Origin of the sequence: Rhizobium zaerense (assembly GCF_051810725.1) — a bacterium.
Taxonomy (GTDB): domain Bacteria; phylum Pseudomonadota; class Alphaproteobacteria; order Rhizobiales; family Rhizobiaceae; genus Rhizobium; species Rhizobium leguminosarum_I.
On sequence record NZ_CM132690.1, the window covers coordinates 4,900,993 to 4,918,760 of the forward strand.

General features: G+C 61.3%; 20 protein-coding genes. 12 read left to right on the forward strand and 8 right to left on the reverse strand.

Features of this window, described 5'->3' with window-relative positions:
* The 7 genes from ACS4RR_RS24215 to ACS4RR_RS24245 all read left to right on the forward strand — a co-directional run bounded on the left by ACS4RR_RS24215 (position 1) and on the right by ACS4RR_RS24245 (position 6,136).
* Positions 1 to 2,268: a heavy metal translocating P-type ATPase gene (locus tag ACS4RR_RS24215; protein WP_456189518.1), complete on the forward strand. Its 2,268-nt coding sequence runs from the start codon at positions 1 to 3 to the stop codon at positions 2,266 to 2,268.
* Positions 2,269 to 2,427 (forward strand): cbb3-type cytochrome oxidase assembly protein CcoS, encoded by a 159-nt coding sequence (ccoS, locus tag ACS4RR_RS24220; RefSeq protein ID WP_260297710.1) that lies wholly within the window; start codon positions 2,269 to 2,271, stop codon positions 2,425 to 2,427.
* A gap of 34 nt (positions 2,428 to 2,461) precedes the next feature.
* Positions 2,462 to 2,773 (forward strand): hypothetical protein, encoded by a 312-nt coding sequence (locus tag ACS4RR_RS24225; RefSeq protein ID WP_260297709.1) that lies wholly within the window; start codon positions 2,462 to 2,464, stop codon positions 2,771 to 2,773.
* Positions 2,774 to 2,891: 118 nt separating this feature from the next.
* A complete protein-coding gene (locus ACS4RR_RS24230; protein WP_260297708.1) occupies positions 2,892 to 3,281 on the forward strand; it encodes a hypothetical protein in 390 nt (129 codons plus the stop codon).
* Positions 3,282 to 3,540: 259 nt separating this feature from the next.
* Positions 3,541 to 5,058: an MDR family MFS transporter gene (locus ACS4RR_RS24235; RefSeq protein ID WP_456189519.1), complete on the forward strand. Its 1,518-nt coding sequence runs from the start codon at positions 3,541 to 3,543 to the stop codon at positions 5,056 to 5,058.
* Positions 5,059 to 5,071: 13 nt separating this feature from the next.
* A complete protein-coding gene (locus tag ACS4RR_RS24240) occupies positions 5,072 to 5,512 on the forward strand; it encodes a hypothetical protein (protein ID WP_170279109.1) in 441 nt (146 codons plus the stop codon).
* Between the two features lie 63 nt (positions 5,513 to 5,575).
* The gene (locus ACS4RR_RS24245) at positions 5,576 to 6,136 is read left to right on the forward strand and encodes a DEAD/DEAH box helicase family protein (protein WP_456189520.1); all 561 of its coding nucleotides are present in this window, start codon (positions 5,576 to 5,578) and stop codon (positions 6,134 to 6,136) included.
* A 136-nt stretch (positions 6,137 to 6,272) separates the two neighbouring features.
* On the opposite strand, the gene ACS4RR_RS24250 is transcribed toward ACS4RR_RS24245, so the two are convergent.
* Positions 6,273 to 7,127, reverse strand: a complete 855-nt coding sequence (locus tag ACS4RR_RS24250; RefSeq protein WP_456189521.1) for a class I SAM-dependent methyltransferase — start codon at positions 7,125 to 7,127, stop codon at positions 6,273 to 6,275.
* A gap of 656 nt (positions 7,128 to 7,783) precedes the next feature.
* Between ACS4RR_RS24250 and ACS4RR_RS24255 the strand changes: the two genes are divergently transcribed.
* Positions 7,784 to 9,748 (forward strand): adenylate/guanylate cyclase domain-containing protein, encoded by a 1,965-nt coding sequence (locus tag ACS4RR_RS24255; protein WP_456189522.1) that lies wholly within the window; start codon positions 7,784 to 7,786, stop codon positions 9,746 to 9,748.
* Positions 9,749 to 9,864: 116 nt separating this feature from the next.
* Positions 9,865 to 10,599, forward strand: a complete 735-nt coding sequence (locus ACS4RR_RS24260) for a phosphotransferase enzyme family protein (RefSeq protein ID WP_456189523.1) — start codon at positions 9,865 to 9,867, stop codon at positions 10,597 to 10,599.
* A 20-nt stretch (positions 10,600 to 10,619) separates the two neighbouring features.
* On the opposite strand, the gene ACS4RR_RS24265 is transcribed toward ACS4RR_RS24260, so the two are convergent.
* From ACS4RR_RS24265 to ACS4RR_RS24275, 3 genes are all read right to left on the reverse strand, one after another.
* On the reverse strand, positions 10,620 to 11,114 hold the full coding sequence (locus tag ACS4RR_RS24265) for an SRPBCC family protein (protein ID WP_456189524.1): 495 nt from the start codon (positions 11,112 to 11,114) through the stop codon (positions 10,620 to 10,622).
* The gene (locus ACS4RR_RS24270) at positions 11,095 to 11,457 is read right to left on the reverse strand and encodes an ArsR/SmtB family transcription factor (RefSeq protein WP_456189525.1); all 363 of its coding nucleotides are present in this window, start codon (positions 11,455 to 11,457) and stop codon (positions 11,095 to 11,097) included. The genes ACS4RR_RS24265 and ACS4RR_RS24270 overlap by 20 nt, the downstream gene beginning before the upstream one ends.
* A gap of 66 nt (positions 11,458 to 11,523) precedes the next feature.
* Positions 11,524 to 12,165, reverse strand: coding sequence for a dihydrofolate reductase family protein (locus tag ACS4RR_RS24275; RefSeq protein ID WP_456189526.1), 642 nt, complete (start codon positions 12,163 to 12,165; stop codon positions 11,524 to 11,526).
* A 148-nt stretch (positions 12,166 to 12,313) separates the two neighbouring features.
* On the opposite strand from ACS4RR_RS24275, the gene ACS4RR_RS24280 reads away from it, so the two are divergent.
* Together ACS4RR_RS24280 and ACS4RR_RS24285 are read left to right on the forward strand one after the other, a co-directional pair.
* Positions 12,314 to 12,670, forward strand: a complete 357-nt coding sequence (locus tag ACS4RR_RS24280) for an ArsR/SmtB family transcription factor (RefSeq protein ID WP_064245196.1) — start codon at positions 12,314 to 12,316, stop codon at positions 12,668 to 12,670.
* Positions 12,654 to 13,133, forward strand: a complete 480-nt coding sequence (locus ACS4RR_RS24285) for an SRPBCC family protein (RefSeq protein WP_170258816.1) — start codon at positions 12,654 to 12,656, stop codon at positions 13,131 to 13,133. The genes ACS4RR_RS24280 and ACS4RR_RS24285 overlap by 17 nt, the downstream gene beginning before the upstream one ends.
* A 115-nt stretch (positions 13,134 to 13,248) precedes the next feature.
* Here ACS4RR_RS24285 and ACS4RR_RS24290 read toward each other — a convergent pair whose 3' ends face one another.
* Both ACS4RR_RS24290 and ACS4RR_RS24295 read right to left on the reverse strand, forming a co-directional pair.
* Positions 13,249 to 13,404, reverse strand: coding sequence for a hypothetical protein (locus tag ACS4RR_RS24290; RefSeq protein WP_246726217.1), 156 nt, complete (start codon positions 13,402 to 13,404; stop codon positions 13,249 to 13,251).
* A 106-nt stretch (positions 13,405 to 13,510) separates the two neighbouring features.
* Entirely contained in the window at positions 13,511 to 13,888 is a 378-nt protein-coding gene (locus ACS4RR_RS24295) for a nuclear transport factor 2 family protein (protein ID WP_456189527.1), read from the reverse strand.
* Positions 13,889 to 14,014: 126 nt separating this feature from the next.
* Between ACS4RR_RS24295 and ACS4RR_RS24300 the strand changes: the two genes are divergently transcribed.
* Positions 14,015 to 14,473: a MarR family winged helix-turn-helix transcriptional regulator gene (locus ACS4RR_RS24300; protein ID WP_017966851.1), complete on the forward strand. Its 459-nt coding sequence runs from the start codon at positions 14,015 to 14,017 to the stop codon at positions 14,471 to 14,473.
* A 22-nt stretch (positions 14,474 to 14,495) separates the two neighbouring features.
* Here ACS4RR_RS24300 and ACS4RR_RS24305 read toward each other — a convergent pair whose 3' ends face one another.
* Both ACS4RR_RS24305 and ACS4RR_RS24310 read right to left on the reverse strand, forming a co-directional pair.
* Complete coding sequence (locus ACS4RR_RS24305; RefSeq protein ID WP_456189528.1) at positions 14,496 to 16,502, reverse strand: ABC transporter ATP-binding protein/permease; 2,007 nt, start codon at positions 16,500 to 16,502, stop codon at positions 14,496 to 14,498.
* 48 nt (positions 16,503 to 16,550) lie between these two features.
* Positions 16,551 to 17,450, reverse strand: coding sequence for a GntR family transcriptional regulator (locus tag ACS4RR_RS24310; RefSeq protein WP_170262943.1), 900 nt, complete (start codon positions 17,448 to 17,450; stop codon positions 16,551 to 16,553).
* Positions 17,451 to 17,768: the final 318 nt, after the last annotated feature.

The following is a 17,768-nucleotide window of genomic DNA, read 5'->3' on the forward strand; positions in this document are numbered from 1 at the left end:
ATGACCTGCTGCGCGTCAATTGCGTCGTCGCTCCACGAGCCCGGACCAAGAAGGCCAGGGGTGGACGAGGTTGCGTTGGCGAGCCGGGATTTGGGCAATGGTCTCAGGCAGATCACCTTGTCCGTTCCGGACATGCGATGCGGCGCATGCATGGCGCTTCTGGAATCGACCCTTGGCAAGCACCCCGAAGTTCACATGGCGCGCGCCAATCTGACGGCAAAGCGCGTAACCATCCATTGGCAAGCGGATAATGGTTCGCCGCCCGATTTTGCCGCCCTGATCGGAACGATCGGTTACACGGCGGTCTTGCCGGCGGAAGGCGGCGATCAACCGGACGATGAGATATCGGGCCTGCTGCGCGCGCTGGCAGTCGCCGGCTTTTGCTCGATGAACATCATGGTGCTGTCCGTATCGGTCTGGGCGGGCGCGGACCCGGCAACACGTCAGACGCTCCACCTGATGTCGGCCGCGCTCGCACTACCGGCCGTGATCTACTCCGGGGCGACTTTCTACCGGTCGGCGTGGCGGGCGCTCGTGCATGGTCGGGCAAACATGGATGTGCCGGTCAGCATCGGCGTCCTGCTCTCGTACGGTCTCAGCGTATACGACACGTTCGCGGAAGGACGGCAAGCCTATTTCGAGGCCAGTACCTCGTTGATCTTCATTTTGCTCGTCGGACGCACGCTGGACCATCTGATGCGACGCAGGGCGCGATCGGCGGCAGCGTCTCTGGCCGACATGATGCCGAAAGGCGCGAATGTGATACGCGCGGACGGACGGATCGAGTATGTCCCACTGAGCGATATCGTTTCCGGAACCCGCACCCTGATTGCCGCCGGCGATAGAATTCCAGCCGACGGGACAATTCTCTCCGGCCTGTCGGAACTTGACCGTTCATTGCTGACGGGAGAGAGCCGTTGGGAGACGGTTGGACCAGGCAGACAGGTTTGCGCGGGAGATTTGAACGTCGGTCATCCCCTGACTGTCGAAGCCACCGCCGCACCGGGAGATTCGACAGTCGCCGAGCTGCATAGGATGCTGGAAGCGGTCGAGGACGGCCGTTCTGAATACCGGATACTCGCAGACAGGGCCGCGCGTCTCTATGCTCCCGTTATCCACGGACTGTCGGTACTGACATTCCTTTCGTGGTTTGCGGTGACACAGGACATCCACCTCGCCCTGACGATTTCGATTTCGGTCCTGATCATCGCCTGCCCTTGTGCGCTGGGGCTGGCGGTCCCGATGGTTCAGGTCGTTGCAGCACGCAGATTGTTCACCCAGGGCATAGTGGCACGGGACGGATCGGCATTGGAACGTTTGGCGGAAATCGACACCGTCGTTTTCGACAAGACCGGTACGCTGACGCAGTACGAGCCGAGGCTGTTGACCGGGAACTGGACCGGACCACTGGAATTTTCACTGGCTGCGTCGCTGTCGCGGTTTTCGAGCCATCCGATGTCGAGAGCGATCGCGGATTACGCCTCACGGCGCGAGTGGGAGGCCCTCGCGCTCGAAGACGTCAGGGAGATACCAGGCAACGGTCTCGAGGCGTCTTTCCGAGGGGAAGTTTATCGACTTGGGCGAGCGGCATGGGCGGCGAGCAGCGATGCAGACGACCGGACTGCCGCCGCTTCTACTGTCGTCCTGACACGACAGGGAGAAATCCTTGCCTCTTTCGTTTTTGGAGAGAAGGTTCGAGCCGGGTCGGCGATGGCGGTGCAGTTCTTGAAAAGTCGCGGCATCGCCGTCGAAATGCTGACCGGCGATGTTCCCGAAGCGGCTCTTGCAGTGGCACGGGAAGTCGGAATCGACTCGGTAAAAGCCGCCGCCCTCCCCAAGGACAAGGCCGAGGCGATCGATGCGTTGCGCAGTCTCGGTCGCAAGGTAATGATGATTGGTGACGGAATAAACGACGCGGTCGCGCTGAAGGCCGCGCATGTTTCCATGGCTCCGGCATCAGGAAGCGACATCGGTCGCAGCGCCGCCGATTTCATCCTGCTCCATGGAGACATGGGCGGAATGAAGGTCGCGCTGACGACGGCGGGTCGTGCGGCCGTGCTGATCCGCCAAAATTTCGCTTTGGCTATCGTCTACAATGCGTGCAGCATTCCTCTCGCACTGTTGGGCTATGCCAACCCGCTCATCGCCGCGATAGCGATGTCGACGTCGTCCATATTCGTCGTCGCGAATGCGATGAGGCTTGAGATCGACGGCACGCCACCAGAGCGGGAAATGCGGCGGATAAATAAGCTGGCGGGAGTGGGATAAATGAGCGCATTGTCGTTTCTGATACCCATAGCTCTGTTCATGGGCATCGCCGGGCTTGGCGCCTTCGTTTGGTCCCTGCGCACCGGTCAGTACGAAGATCTGGATGGCGCAGCGGAAAGGATATTGTCCGAAAAGGACGACAAGCCTCTCGGCGGCTGATGGATCGACCGTAAATGCTTTGAAGGAGGGTCGAATGGAAGACACGGATCGCCAGTCTCCGCCGGTTGAACATGGTATCGCCCAAGCGCCACGCATCCGCGCCATTGATCCATCGGAGGCTGTGACGGGGGTTGCCATTGTCTTGGGCATCCTTGGCGGAGCAATCGGCGTCGGTTCCACCTTATTCCTGTCCGGTGCATCCAGCGTTGGTTCCTGGATCGCCTACTGCCTCATTGCGGCGTTGGCAGGCGGCTCTGCAGGGATCGTCGTCGGCGGAATGTTTGGAGCGATTTTCGCGGTAACGAGGGGAATAACGGTGCCCGCCCGCAGTGATCGTCAGGGCTGAAGAGGCTTAGCCGGGGTGTCCGCCTCCGGCGCAATAGTGCCAACCAGCCCAACCCATCCCGGAACAATGCCACCCCCAAGCTGGTTTTCTCCCTGAGACAACAAGCATGGAGAAAATCATGTCCTGCAAGTTCATCGCGATATCACTGCTTTCGATCGGTCTAGCCGGTTCGGCCATGGCGCAGACGGCCGGGGGTGCGGATGCCAATGGACGGCTTTCGGTTGCGCCGATCATCGGCGGATCGGGGAGTTCGGGCGCCGGGTCGGCGGGCACTGGGTCCGTCGGTGGCGGTGCAACGGGCGCCGGGTCTATCGGCACCGGTTCTGTCGGCACCGATCCCGGCACCACCGGCAGCACGACCGGCAATGGCGGCGTCAATCTCAATAGCGGCCGCAGCACGATCAATCCCGGCGGGGTCAATCCCAACCTGCAGCAGACGCCGGGTTGCGCGGGGGCGGCCGGCACCGGGACGGATAACAGCTCGGTCGGCGATGCGTGCCCGCAATGAGGAGTGGGCGATTGTTCGCCTTCCCTCCCGACAGAATGAAGGCCCGGCGTCGCTCGGCCCGGGCCTTCGCTTTTGATCGAAACTTCCCTGACATCGCGCGAAAAGGATCGCTGCCGTCAGAAACCGGTCGCGGCCTGCTTTACCGTTCGGCCCTGAGGACGTAAAAGAGCCACATCACTCCGCAAGCGGCGCATCGCCCCACACCAAAGCCAGCCTGCCGATATTTCCGGCATCTGCGGAGCACCCGAAGAGGATCGTCATGTCGAATGCAGCGCAACGCTCGAACCGCGTGCTTATCGTCGCCACCATCATGCTCGCGACCTTCATGGTGGCGATCGAGGCGACGATCGTGGCGACCGCGATGCCGCGCATCGTCGGGCAGCTCGGCGGCTTTTCCTATTACAGCTGGGTGTTTTCGGCCTTTCTGCTGGCGCAATCGACCACCACTGTCATCTACGGCAAGCTTTCCGATATTTTCGGGCGCAAGCCGGTGCTGATCGGCGGCATCCTGATCTTCCTCGCCGGCTCTTTGCTCTGCGGGCTGGCTTGGTCGATGATGTCGCTGGTGCTGTTCCGGCTGCTGCAGGGGCTCGGTGCCGGCGCCATCCAGCCGGTGACGACGACGATCATCGGCGATCTCTTCAAGCTCGAGGAGCGCGGCCGCGTTCAGGGCTTCATGGCGACCGTCTGGGCGACATCGGCGGTCGTCGGGCCGCTTGCCGGCGGCATCATCGTCGACAACATTTCCTGGGCCTGGATCTTCTGGATCAACCTGCCGATCGGCATCATCTCGATCATCGCCTTCATGATTTTCCTGAAGGAGGATGTGGCCCACAAGCAGGCCAAGATTGATTACCTCGGAGCGGCGCTGTTTTCGATCTCGATCGTCGCACTTCTCATCATGCTGACGGAAACCGATGCCAGCGCCTGGATCCTGATTTCGCTCTTCGCCATCTTCGTGGTTGCCGGCCTTTTCTTTCTCGCCCAGGAGCAGCGGGCGCCGGAGCCGATCATTTCGATCCCGCTCTGGAGCCGAAGGCTGATTGCGACCAGCAATGCGGCAACGCTGCTGGCCGGCATGGCGCTGATCGGGCTTTCGACGATCCTGCCGATCTATGTCCAGGGCGTGCTCGGCCGTTCGCCTGTTGTCGCAGGCTTCACGCTCACCATGCTCGTCGTCGGCTGGCCCCTGGCGGTGATCCTCTCCGGCCGCTTCTACAAGGCCTTCGGCATCCGCCGCACCTTGCGCGTCGGCAGCCTGATGTTTCCCTTCGGCGCCTGTTTCCTGTTGTTCCTGACCCCCGAAAGTTCGCCGGTCGTTGCCGGCGCCGGCTCCTTCTTCATGGGCTTCGGCATGGGTCTCATCAGCCTCACCAGCATCGTGCTGGTGCAGGAGAGCGTCGAATGGTCGATGCGCGGCAGCGCCACGGCCTCGATCATCTTTTCCCGCAGCCTCGGCAATACGCTCGGCGCCACCGTGCTCGGCGCCATCCTCAATGCCGGCATCAACCATTATGCGAGCGGCGAGGCGGTGGCAGGCCTGCATGAGGCGCTGAACCAGCCGACCGGGCTTTCGGCACTCGCCGCCGATCCGGCGATCCGCGCCGTCTTCAACGCGGCCCTGCACTGGAGCTTCTGGGGCGTGGTCGTTGTTGCGGTGTTGACCTTCTTCACCACCTGGCTGATCCCGGTCGGTCATGGCCAGAAGCGTGAGGGGGCGGCTGTCGCAAGCGAGGTGGCTTCGCATTATGCGGTTCAACCGTTCGGCGCGACTTAGGTAATAGGCTCTGATGGGTTACGATCTTCACATTACTCGCAAGGCAAATTGGTTCGATGCGTCTCCATCGATCGCTCTCGACGAATGGCTCGAGTACGTTGCCAATGATCCCGAAATTCAGCATGACGGTTTTGCCGAAACTCCCGCCGCCGACGGGGGTGTTTTACGGGTGGAACAGGCGGGCATATGCGTGTGGAAAGGATACTCCCGCGGCGAAAATCGGGAAAACGCCGCATGGCTTTGGTGGAGCGAAGACAACATCGTTGTCAAAAATCCTGATCAAGAAATCCGTCGGAAAATGTGGCTTATCGCCCAATCTCTCGAAGCCAAAGTCCAGGGAGAAGAGGGAGAATATTATGACCATGATGGCGAGATGATCGTGATGAAAGCCATACTCGCGCCCGAGCCTTCGATGCCTCCCGATCCAAAGCGTCCATGGTGGAAATTCTGGTAGATTCCAGACAATGTTCTGCGCTGCGTTGTTACCAGTGGATTGTAGTGGGAGAGTAGCCGGACGATGTGTGTTTTCGTTTTGCTCTTGGGGTTTCCGGGCGTCGGGAAACTGACGATCGCTCGAGAACTCGGGTCGCTTATATCAGCAAAGATCGTTGATAATCACTGGTTCAACAATCCGATCTTGCGCCTTCTCGACGAGGACGCTCCGCTGCCGAAGGGCATTTGGGAGTATACTGCAAGGGTCCGGCAGGCCGTGCTGGATGCGATCACCGCCTATAGCGGCCCGTCGGCGAATTTCATCTTCACCCATGCCGGTGTCGAAGGCGACGAGCGGAGCACGCGGACGTACCAACAGTTCGTCGACGCCGCCACACAACGCGCCGCGGTCTTCGTTCCGGTGCGATTGCTTTGTGCCGAAGAAGAATTGGCGCGTCGCATTTCCTCCCCCGCGCGGCTCGACCATTTGAAAACCACCGACGTCGAGACGTCGAGGAGCCGAAGCCAACAGGCCGTGGTTCTTGATATCCCGCACCCACACGCGCTGACGTTGGATGTGACGTTCAGGTCGCCTTTGGAAAGTGCTGCGGCAATACGGGATCACGTTGTGGCTTGCCGCGCCTGAGGGGTGCAGCCCTTCGCGCAATCTTTCAGATTCGCTCCTTGCGCTTTAGGTCTTTGTTTTTAGGCATATCGTTATCACAAAATCGCTCCACAGTTTTGCGCGAGATTCTTTAGGCTCGGCGGCGCGCGACAAGGCGCTACGATTGGTAGCGCGTGCCTGTGATCACAGTTGCCGTTGAGCGAAGGTGAACCTTGCCGTCGCTGACGGATTGTAGCGCCAGTTCCAGGACCTCGCGGCGGATTTTCTCCCGTGTTGGCGCATCGGCCCTGGACAGTCCGGCGACCACAGGCGCAGCGATCTCGGTCATGAAGTCCCAGTAGCGCTCCGGGGTATCGTGCACCATCATCGCCGACACCTCTTCCTCGGCGACATCGCGAAAGCCCGCCCCTCTGAAGGTCTCGGCCATCATGCCTTCCGCCGCGCAGCGGAACAGGCCCGGAGAACCGGGCGGCGGCGGCGGCATTTCCACGTGGCGGGCGATCGTGCCCATGACCGTGGTCGCCCATGGATTTTTGGCAGGAGCGCTCCAGACTGCGGCGCAGACGCGTGCACCGGGCTTTGCCACGCGAGCCATCTCCCTGGCGGCGGCAGCGATATCCGGGAAGAACATGAACCCGAACCGGCATAGGACGGCGTCGAAACTGGCATCGGCAAAAGGCAACGCGCCCGCATCGCATAATTGAGTTTTGAAGTTTTTGAGGCCACGCCTGGCCGCATTTTCGGCGGCGGCATTCAGCATATTTTCCGAGAGATCGGTGACGACAACCTGACCGTCGGGGATTGCCGCGGCCGCCGTCAGGCCGGGTTCGCCAGTGCCGGCGGCTATGTCGAGCACGCTGAAGCCGCTGGAGAGATGGGCGGACCGAAGCATGGCGTCGCCAAACGGCGCAAGCCAACCAAGAACCAGGCTGTCCCATTTTTTCCAGCCGGCCGAAAACTTGTCCCAGGTCTCTCGTTGCTGGTTACGGATATCGTCTAGATTTGCTGACATGCCCCGCCTCCCCCATGCGCCAACCGGCAGAGCCGGGAATGCCGACACTATGGGCCGCTGATGGCGGGATTAAGCGCCATTGCGCGGCAAATGTCACGATTGCTGCAATCCGGCGGCAGCTTTGGGCCGAGAAGATATGAACGCCCTTGCTGCCCGTGAGATCAGCACGCCCATCATCCGCCTCACCGCAGCTCTCGCCTACCCGTGCCCGGCAGAAAGTATGGCGAAAGCGCTACCACTGTCCTCTTCTCCCCAACGGGGAGAAGTGCCGGAGCGATAGCGAGGCGATAAGGGGTGAGCGGCAGAGCCGCGAATGCCCGGAGCGTAAGCGAAGGGCAATCAACGGCGTGCCGTGCCGCCCCCTTCCGACCCTTCGGGCCACCGACCGGGTCGAGCCACGTGTCTCGACCCGTCCTCCGGACCCCCGAGGGGAGAAGAGGGAGCCAAACCGCCTCGCCAGTCATCAACCGGATAGCATCTCCGCGCTGTGCGCAAGCGGCGCGGGGAATCCGATATCCGCCACAAGCAAACATCTGCAGCAGCCATAGCCAGCGAACTCAGCAGCGCCGAGGCACTCCCATGACTGCCTTGTGTAAATCCGCAAAAAGCAGTTAGCTGCCATCGTTGGGGACGCTCATTCCTGCACGGCTGCTGAAATGTGTCCGCATTTCGAGGGATATCTCGTGCTCTGGTCCAAACCCCTGAGACTGCACCTCGGCGTCCTCGTCGTCGCATCGCTGCTTTGCACGTCGACGCCGATCATCTGGTTGGCGTTCAGGCAGGGAAGCAGTGCTGCAGTCAGCGCCGGCGTGCAGCAGATGCGCGAGATCAGCCTGCGGCTGATCGAGGGATACCGCAATACGCTGCAGGGCGGCACCGAGGCGGTCGCACTGGCATCGACCCTGCCGCTGCTCGCCTCCCCGCCGCCGCAGGATATCGCGGCAAAACAGCAATTCTTCCTGGAGATCCTGCGCAACGTCCCCAATGCGACGAGCATCTACACCGGCTACCCCGACGGTTCGTACCTGCAGGTCATCAACACCGAAAGGCGGGATGTTCGCCAGACGCTGGCGGCACCCGACCGTACGGCTTTCGCGATCAGGACGATCGCCGGCAGACAAGGTGCTGATGTCACCTCGACGCTGCGGTTTCTCGACAGGGATGCAAAGCCGATCGGCGAGCGGGAAATCGACTATGCATTCTTCGACCCCAGGCAACGGCCGTGGTATCAATCCGCCGTTCAGCACGGCGTGCCGGTGTCTGTTGGGCCCTATGTCACCGGAACGCTCAAGGTTCCGACGCTGACGATCGCAGCCCCGATGCGGGACAATGGTCAGGTGGTCGTCGGCATCAACATTCACCTGCAGACCATCAGTCGCCTGCTGGACGCGCAGGAGATTTCGGCGCGGGCGCGCGGCTACATCATCGACGATGCCGATGATCTGATCGCTCATTCCGACCCGGCGACCATGGAAAGGCTTCTCGGCATATGGTCGAAAAATGCCGATGGCGCCGTTGCCGTCGATACGACGACAGACAGTTACGACACGAGCCTGGAAACGGTGGCGAGGCTCAGGCGCGATCCTGCCTTTGCCAATGGCGGCGTGGCGCGGATCGATCTCGATGGCGAACGCCAGATCCTGCAGATCGCCCCGGTCGGCGTGTCGGGTCTGTTCAAGGGAAGCGTCGCCGCAATCGTCGTGCCTCTGGAAGATCTGGTGGCTGAGGCCAATCGGCTGCTCCTGCACAATCTCCTGATTGCGGCTGCCTTCGTGTTCGCGGGTGTCGCGGCATCGGTGCTGCTGTCGCGCATGGTCAGCCGCTCCCTCTATCGGCTCGCCGACGAGGCACGCAGGATCGGCGACCTCGACGTCGGCGAGAAAGGTGTCTCCCACTCCTGGATATCGGAGATCAACACGCTGGCGAGCGCGCTGGCGGCAAGCCGCCATGCCATCAGCCAGTTTGCCCTCTATGTTCCGCGTGAAGTCGTGAGAAGGATCGTCAATCCCGAAGGGCGAGCGGTCGCCAAGGCGCAGCGGCAGGATGTGACCGTGCTGTTCACCGACATCAGGGACTTCACCACCATCTCCGAGCAGCATTCGCCCGAGGAGGTTGTGGATACGCTGTCGGCCTATTTCGAACTCTTGAACACCATCGCCGAGCGCCATGGCGGCACTGTCGTGCAATATCTCGGCGATTCCATTTTCGTCATGTGGAACGCCCCAGTTCCAGATGCCAACCATGCCGAAAACGGCTGCCGCTGTGCGCTTGCCATGAAAGCGGCGGTCGAAGAGTTGAATGTAGCCAACCGCCGGAATGGCCGTCCCGCGCTCGTCACGCGATTTGGATTGCACACCGGCGCGGCGGTCGTCGGCAGTTTCGGAGCGATTTCGCGCCAGCAGTACACGGCCATGGGAGATACGATCAATGTCGCCTCACGGCTGGAAGGATTGAACAAGGAATTTAACACCTCGATCCTGGTGAGCGCCGCCATCCACGATGCTGTCGGCACCCGCTTCGAACTTCGCTCGCTGGGCCTGGCGCAGGTCAAGGGGCGCGCTGAGAAGGTCGATCTATGGGAGTTGGTTGGGGAAAGCCGGAGGACGCAGGAGAGAGGTTGAGGCGTTCGGGTTGCTACCAACGGCAGCTTCGCGCCAGCCGCCAACGGCCTTTGTGGCGTCGTAAACTTTTTCTATTTCTTCCGTCAATTTAATCATGGCCGTCAAAGGTATCGCCAATGGGATGGGAAGCACTCGGGCAATGGGGTGAAGACGCGGTTCGCATCGAACCGCTCACGGGTGGAGTTGCCAACGACGTGTGGAGTGTTCGCGTCCACGGGCAGATCGCGGTCGCTCGTCTCGGCTCCAGGAGCGACGCTGACCTCGCATGGGAAGCCGAGCTGCTCCAATACCTCGGCCGTGAAGGTATGACGGTTCCGGTACCGATCCCGACCACTGACGGCCGGCTGTTCGTGGACGGGCTGGTGGTGATGAAATACATGGAGGGCGGACCGCCCGAGACGGGGTCCGACTGGCGTCGCGTCGCCGACACACTGCGGGAGTTGCATCGGCTGACGCAGGGTTGGCCGCAGCGCCCGGGCTGGCGATCGTCGACCGACCTCCTGCGTACTGAGACCGGAACGAGGATCAACCTTGCGGCGATGCCGCCTGAGGCCGTTATTCGATGTCGAGCAGCGTGGGCGCGGCTCCTCGGGCGTCAGACATGCGTTGTCCACGGCAATCCCAACAGCCCTGCCAACGTCCGCATGACTGCAGATCGGGTCGCGTTGATCGACTGGGATGAGTCCCATGTCGACGTCCCCGACCTTGACCTGGTGCTGCCCGGCAACGCCGCCGATCTCGACGACGGCGCACATGACATCGCCGCGCAAGCCTCAGCCGCATGGGAAGCCGCCGTCTGCTGGCCAGACGATTACGCAGTCAAGCGGCTTGCCGAAGTTCGAGCGGTATAAGACGTTTCGAAGGCGCGCTGTCACGCGCTCGCACTGAGCGTGACGAGAAGTTCATCCAACTGCTCGAACTGCTCGGGCAGCGCGTCCTCCATGCCGACGAAAGACTGGTCGAGCGCTTCCTTCGAGGGATAGAGTTCCTGCAGGACCAGCAGCGTCCTGCCGTCCTCTTCCTCGAAGGTCACCGTGGTGACGGTGCCCTCCTCCCCGCCTTCGTCATTGGTCCAGACGAGGCGCGATGGCGGCGACACGTCGAGATACTTGCCGAAGAAGGCCATGGCGTCCGAGGCGTCGCGTCCGAACGCGATGCGATAGCTGCCCTCGGTGCGAACATCCATCTCGCAGGAAAGGATCGGCACGCCCATCGACTTCGGCGCCCACCACAGCTTGAACAATTCGGGCTTGGTCCACGCGTCGAATACGAGGCGAACCGGGGCGTTGAAGGTGCGCGTCACCACGAGTTCAAGCTCGGATCTCCGTTCGACCGCCGTGCGGCCGTTACTCACTTTGTTTCCCATCGATTTTCTCCCTCCGTTTCAGGGCCTCGACCACTTCATCCAGCGCATCGAAGCGTGCGTTCCAGATCTGGCGGCGCGCCTCGATCCAGGCCGCCTCCTCCTCGAGCCCGCGTGAGCCCAGCCTGCAGGTCCGCACTCGCCCGACCTTCTCCGTCGTCACCAGTCCCGCCCGCTCCAGGAGACTGACGTGCTTCTTCATGCCCGTGAGGCTCATGTGGAACGTCTCTGCAAGCTCCGTGATCGAAGCATCCGCACTGCCGAGCTGCTCCAGAACGCCGCGTCGCGTGGCGTCCGAGAGCGCGGCAAAGGAAGCATCAAGACGAGCTGTCGAAAACTGAACCATCTGGTTCAGTATCTAGCACGCGGATCGGCGTCATGTAAGGGGCGGAAATCGGCCTCAGCTTGGTGACTAGCGTTGGAAAGTGAGGTGGATGGTGCCGCTCGGTGACGTTTCGGTCTTGACGGTGCAGCCGGCTTCCAGGCCGCGCAGATCGTCCCACAGGCGGATGCCGCGCCCGAGCAAGATCGGCGTGATGGCAACATGAAGGCGATCGACGAGGCCAGCTTTGAGATAGGCGCGAACGACCGAGGGACCACCGCCTATCCTCACATCCTTGCCGTTTGCGGCCCTCATGGCCTGCTGGAGCGCATCATCAGAGGTGGTATCGAGGAAGTGGAACGTCGTCCCGCCGGCCATCTCGATGGAGGGCCGTGGCTTGTGGGTGAGAACGAAGACCGGACACCCGAACGGTGGCTCGTCGCCCCACCAGCCGCGCCAGTTCGGATCGTCGGGAAAGTTGTGCAGTCCGAACATGCCGGCACCCATGATCTCGGCGCCCACATTCTCGAAATATTCCTTCGCATATTCGTCGTCGACACCTGTGATCCCTGCTCCCGTCGTATCCTTGAGCACGCGCTCCCGGAAGGTTCGCGTTGCCGCATAGGCGCCGGCGAGACGCGGCCAGTCCTCGCCGAACGGGCTTTCGGGCGTCTGGTCCGTTGTTGTCGCGAAACCATCGAGCGAGATCATGAGATCGACACGAACGACCATTGGAGTCCTCCTTGAAAGGTGTTGCGCCACAGCGGCTCCTGAATTCGGGGCTGAACACTAAGGCAGCTACCTTCATATTTCGAGCCGGATACTAAGGCAAGTACCTTTTTAACCTTGACCGCCGCCCCCGACCAATTTACGGATTGATATGCCTTACCATTCGACCCCCCTCGATCTCGCCTTTCACGCTCTCAGCGACCCGACCCGCCGCGCCGTGGTGTCGCGGCTGGTCGAAGGCGAGTTGCCGGTCAGCGCGCTCGCCGAGCCTTTCGACATGGCGCTGCCCTCCTTCGCCCAGCATCTCAGGGTGCTGGAAGATTGCGGGCTGATCGCCAGCGAGAAGCGCGGGCGCAGCCGCTGGTGCCGGCTGGTGCAGGCGCGTTTCGACGAGGCGGCGGACTGGATGATATCGGAGCGCCGGCGCTGGACCGAGCGGCTGGATCGGCTCGAAGTCTACCTGGACAAAACCGAAGAGGATGACGAAGGACATGGCAAACCTGTTTGAGACATGGTCGCTCGACCGCGAGATCGTGCTGGTGAAGCTGCTCAACCACCCACGCGACAAGGTGTTTGCCGCCTGGATGGACCCCAAGGCGCTTGGCGAATGGTACGGCCCGGCCGGCCTCAGCATCGAGACCCACGAAGCCGATATCCGCGAGGGCGGGGTCTGGCGATTCGACATGGTGGGTGTGTTCGAGGGCAAGCAGCAACGCTTCCCAAACCTCATGCGCTTTCTGGAGATCGTGCCGAACGAGCGGATCGTAATGGACTATGGCACGCCCGACCCCGACGACCCCGACCGTTTCCGCGCCACGGTGACCTTCGACGAGCAGGCCGATGGCAAGACGGTGCTGACCATGCGCCAGCTCCACCCCAGTGCTAAGCGGCGTCAGGTGGTCATCGGCTTCGGCGCGGTGGAATACGGGCTGCAGACGCTTGATGGACTCGCCGCCTGGCTGGACGGCTGAGCCCTTGGTGGCTCGGTGCCGCTCACGCCACAGTTGGCGATGGCCGGGGCGGCGTGCAGATCGAGCTGCCAGCTGAAATAATCAGACCGGGAACGGCCCGTGGCGGAGCATGATCTCATTGGCCTTGGCCCGGTTTACCGGGCACGTTCACCAGCTCGGCAAATTTCTCGAAATAACGCCGCCCGATCGTATCAGGCGTGATGGTCGCCAAGACTTTGGATGCGCCATCATGCAGGTTCTCGTGATGGTGCACCGTGCCTGCCCCCGGCATTGCAGCGTCTTTTCAGACGCGCAAAGGACCCTGCAACACATTGAATCGCTGCATAATTCTATCCTTAGATCGATTCCGATTCCGGGAATTATGCAGTAATGCAAGTTTACAGTGCATCCCGGATATCGAAGCGGACGATCTTGTCGCCTTGCATGCGAAAGACATGCGTCACGGTCTTGTCCTTCAGGCCATGACTTTGATTTTCCAGTGGCCGGCCATCGAGGTCAAAGACCGACTGGATTACCTCGACAGCGACGGCGCCATCTGGCGTTTCTTCAAATGCGACCGGCTCGACGTGGGGACTAATGACAGCCCACTGGCGTGTCCAATAGTCCCGCACGGCCTCACGGCCATTGATATGGCCGCCCTCCATGCCGTTGGCCCAGGCGACATCATCGGAAAGAACGGCCAGGACAGCGTCGATTTCTCTGGCATTGAAGCTGGCATAGATGCGCTTGATCATTTCGACGTCATTTTTAGACATGTCGTTTCCTGAATGGAGATTGAACAATTCGCTGGGCGGCATCGAAATGACATTGTCTCACGCCGCACATCAAGATACATATGTACATATATATCTCGCGGTCAAGCGCAGGCAAGGGGGACGGAAATGAATGAAGACGTGCTTTCAACGCCGGGGCATCTCATCAGTCTTGCGGCGCGGGGGTTTATCCGCCTCAGCGAGTCACGCCTTAAACCGCTCGGCTTCGGTGTCGGCCAGTTGCCCGTCCTGGTAGCGCTGCAAGATGGCAAAGCCAGCACGCAGCGCGACCTCGCCCGCTTTGCCAGGGTCGAGCAACCGCCGATGGCGCAGATGCTCGCACGCATGGAGAGGGATGGCTTGATTGAGCGCACACCCGACCCGGCTGACGGTCGCAGCAGCCGCATCGTGCTGACGAAAGCCGCGCAGGAACGCATGCCTGAGGCAATCACAGCCCTGTTCCGGGGCAATCGTGAGGCATTGACCGGCTTCACAGATGCGGAAGCGGGACAACTTGTCGATCTGCTCAAGCGGCTGATCGAAAATCTGGATCAGATTGCAAGCGCGGAGTCTCCGCTGCGCGATTGATGATTTTGTGACCAAGCCGACTTCATTTTCCGTTCTGAGGCTGCGGCGCATTGCTCGCGGTCGTGCTGCCTTTCGGTGGGGAGCGGCGGTTCTCCAGAACGCGTGACAGCAGGTTCGGTTTTCTCGTGCGCTTGATAAGATCGATATCGCTGACCAGCTTTGCGCCGCCCTCGCGCCGCTCGAGCGTGATCTTGCGGCTATGAAAGGCTTCCAGCTCGGCGCGATGCGCGACGCTGATGATGGTGACCTCGGGCAATTCATCGATCACCATCTGCATCATCTTGTCCTGGCTCTTCTCATCGAGTGCCGAGGTTGCTTCATCCAGCACGATGATATCGGGTTGGTGCAGCAGGAGACGCGCAAAGGCAAGCCGCTGCTTTTCGCCGCCCGACAAGGTCTGGTCCCAGGGCGCGTCTTCCTCGATCCTGTCCTTCAGATAATCCAGTCCCACCTTGTCGAGGGCCGACTTGATCTCATCCAGCGGCCAGCTATCGGCGGCGCCGGGATAGGCGACGGCGCGGCCAAGCGTCCCGGAAGGAATATAGGGCCGTTGCGGCAACATGAACAATCGCCTGTCGGCGCGGAAATCGACGCTGCCGCCGCCCCACGGCCAGAGACCTGAGATGGCCCGCACCAGCGTGCTCTTGCCCGACCCGGATTCACCGGCGACGAGCACCCGCTCGCCGGGCTCGATCTCGACCCCGGTTTCCGTGACCACGGCGGTGCCGTCGTCTAGCGACACGGAGAGATCGTTGAGGCTGAGCATCGCCTCGCCTTCGGTTTCACCATGCTTGATGCGCCCGAGCGAATCGCTCTGTTCGGCACGCTCCAGCCCGTCGAGCGACATCATCAGCGAAGCGACGCGCCGCGCGCAGGCGTTCCAATCGGCAAGACGCGGGTAATTATCAACAAGCCATCCGAAGGCGGTCTGGACGATGGCGAAGGCTGAGGCCGCCTGCATGACCTCTCCCAGAGTCATGCTGCCTTCGAGAAATTTCGGCGCGCAAAGCAGGACCGGCACGACGGGCGCAATCAGCATCGACCCGTGCGACACAAATGTCGTGCGCATGTGCTGGCGGGCCAGCAGAGCCCATTGCTTCAGCACATTGCGAAAGGTCTTGTCGAGGTCGTTGCGTTCCTCCTCCTCGCCGCCGAGAAGCGCGATGCTCTCGCCGTTTTCCCGCACATGCGTCAAGGTGTAGCGAAATTCGGCCTCGACCTGGTTCTTGACCTCAGAGACCTGCACGAAATGGCGGCCGATCACCGCGATCACGCTTGAGGTGATCACGGCGTAGAGGACCGCTGTGACGACGAGAAAGCCGGGAATGGTGACGGTCCACCCGCCGATCGGCAGCGTCAAAGCACCGCCGATCGTCCACAGCACCACGATGAAGGTCGAGGCCGACAGGAACGCCGCGATGACACCGGCGATGAAATCGACGGGGGATTCGGTGGCAATCCTCAGATCCTCCGAGATGCGTGCCTCGGGGTTCTTGTGATCGCCGCCGATGAGGTTCAGCTGATAATATCGGCCGTTTGCAAGCCAGCGCGCGATGACTGCGGTCGCGAGCCAGGAACGCCAGCGCCGCTGTATCATCATGCGGACATAGACTTGTGCGGTGACCAGGATGACGCTTCCGAGCACGAGCGGCACGAACACGCCGCTGAGGTAATAGACGGTGCCGGCATCATGTCGCTCTATGGCGTCGAATATCCCGCGGTTCCAGCGATTGATCCCATACTGGAAGCCGACATTCATGCAGATCATCGCCAGCAGCCCGATCGAGCACGGCCAGGCAAACCTGTCACCGCGACGACCCCAGTAACGGCGCGCGCTAATCCAGAAGCGCTTGAGCAAATACCGCTTGCGCGCCTGCTCAGCCTCCTCAGGCGTCAACTCCGGATCGGGTTCAGTGACATTTGGCGGAGGCCCGACCTCGACAGCCGATGCCGTCTCCTGGCGTGTCTTATCGGCACCGTGCGGTTCGGTACCGTCGACCGATGTCGGATTGAGTTTAGCGTCGGCCATGCCAGCGATAACGGCTTACATACCGAAATGTTTCATGGTGAGCTCCCCTCACGCGCTCTCCGTCGCGATCTGCGGCAGGGATTGCAGCAGGGTCTGGCGGGCGGAGTGCAGATGCGCGCGGCAGGCGGTTTCGATCGCCGCCTGATCGCCGGATTCCAGCGCTGCAATATAATCCAGATGTTCGTGGATGGCGCGCTCGTTGCGCGCGCGGGCGGCGGTCTTGTTCCACTGGTAGTGATAGTGGAAGACGATGGCGATGGCGTCGTAGAAATCGGCGATGAAGCGGTTCTTGGAGGCGCGGTGGATCAGCAAGTGGAAGCGCTCGTCGAGAACGGAAAAATCCTTGAAGCGGTGGTTGATGTCGGCAAGCATGGCGTGGTGTTCGTCGCGGATAGTGGCAAGATCGGCCCAGCTCTGATTATCCCTGGGAAGCCGGCCGAATTCGGCGGCGGAATGCAGCTCGAACATCTCGCGCACATCGGCAAGTTCGAGGGCGAATTCGCGGGTGAAGCCTTTGAGCGTCCAGTGGCTGTTCGGCCGTTTCTCGATGAGGCCGAAGCGGGAGAAGCGGATCAGGAATTCGCGCACGCTTGTTGTGCCGGTGCCGATTTCGCGGGCGAGCTCCAGCTCGTTGATCTGCATGCCGGGGGCGGCATCGTCGGCAAGGATGCGCTGCATGAAGCTGCGCTCGATGATATCATGGAGGGAGTCGGTTTCTTCGGAGGGAAAGAGGTCATGGTCGGTGGGCTGGCGCAGCACGATCTTCTGGCGCTTGTTCCAGCGGATGATGCCTTCTTCGCTGAGCCGCGTCAGGATGGCGCGCGCCGTCGAGCGGCTGACGCCGAGCTGGGCGGCGATCTCCGGCTCCGAGGGCAGCGCGCTATCCCTGCGCAGCGCTGCGGCATACCTGTTGTAGGCTTCCTTGAAAACCGTATTCTGCCTTGCCACCAGACCCCGCTTTCCGCCCTCGTGACCGTCGCCCGCTTCAAAGCAGGGCAGAACAGACCGGGGCTTGTTCAAACGACCTTTAGCTTAGTTCCGGCCGCCTGCGGCTCATTGCCTCCCTCGTCCACAGGATCAATATTCCCGTTGACTTGAAAATGTTTATTGTAGATAAAAAACAAAATCAATGCGCATTCGCCGATGCAGCGAGCGTTTCGCTAGAACAGGGTGATTTTAGGTGGGATGGCCTGAAAATCTGAATCCTGTTCTAAATTAAAGAGTTAGACCATGATGTCGTCCGAAAACCGCTGACACTTTTCGGCA